The sequence below is a fragment of the Bartonella sp. MR100HLJHH genome, from assembly GCF_042194215.1.
Lineage (GTDB): Bacteria > Pseudomonadota > Alphaproteobacteria > Rhizobiales > Rhizobiaceae > Bartonella > Bartonella grahamii.
The window spans coordinates 1-711 of record NZ_JBHIMR010000098.1 but is presented as its reverse complement, the minus strand read 5'-3'; the positions used below and the strand labels follow the sequence as shown (position 1 = coordinate 711).

At 38.8% G+C, this 711-nt stretch carries 1 protein-coding gene and 1 pseudogene; both read left to right on the top strand.

Going from position 1 to position 711, the window contains the following annotated elements:
* A pseudogene (locus ACFIJ7_RS09740) lies at positions 1-313 on the top strand (hypothetical protein); the annotation flags it as partial.
* The coding region (locus tag ACFIJ7_RS09735; protein ID WP_375645212.1) for a hypothetical protein at positions 310-711 on the top strand (402 nt) is incomplete at its 3' end. The pseudogene ACFIJ7_RS09740 and the gene ACFIJ7_RS09735, both read left to right, overlap by 4 nt.

Sequence of the window (711 nt, the reverse complement as noted above, 5' to 3'; positions counted from 1 at the left end):
TTACGGCAATTCTCGTATTTATGGCAAAGCAGAAGTTTTCGATGAACCATGCATTTACGGTCATGCAGAAGTTTACGATGAGGCATATATTTGCGGTGAACCGCATGTCTTTGATAATGCAGAAGTTTATGGCAATGCACAAGTTTACGGTGAGGCATACATTTACGACAATTCTCGTATTTATGGAAGTGCACAAGTTTACGGTGATGCGCATGTTTACGGTCATGCAAAAATTTACGGTGATGCATGTGTATGTTGGGACGACTGGATTAATGACAATAGAAGAATCTCAACTAGGAAACAAACCAGATGAGAAAATACGAACTTACTGATGAAACAAAAGAATTTCATGATGCAAGAACCGATAAAAGTAAAAAACTTTATCGCATACGTGCATTAAGAGATTTTAGAAATATTAAAAAAGGTTACTTAGGTGGCTATATACAAAAAGAAGACAACCTATCGCATGAAGGCGATTGTTGGGTTTGGCATAAAGCTATGGTTTGTGGCGACGCTAAGATTTTCGGCAATGCACAAGTATTTGAACGCGCAAAAATTACAGGCAGGGCGCGTATTTATGAAAATGCAAAAGTTTGCGGTGAAGCATATGTTGAATATGGTGCGCAAATTTACTGCAATGCACAAATTTATGGTGAGGCTCGAGTTTTGGGCCATGTTTATGGCAATGCCCGTGTCTATGGAGATGCTTAT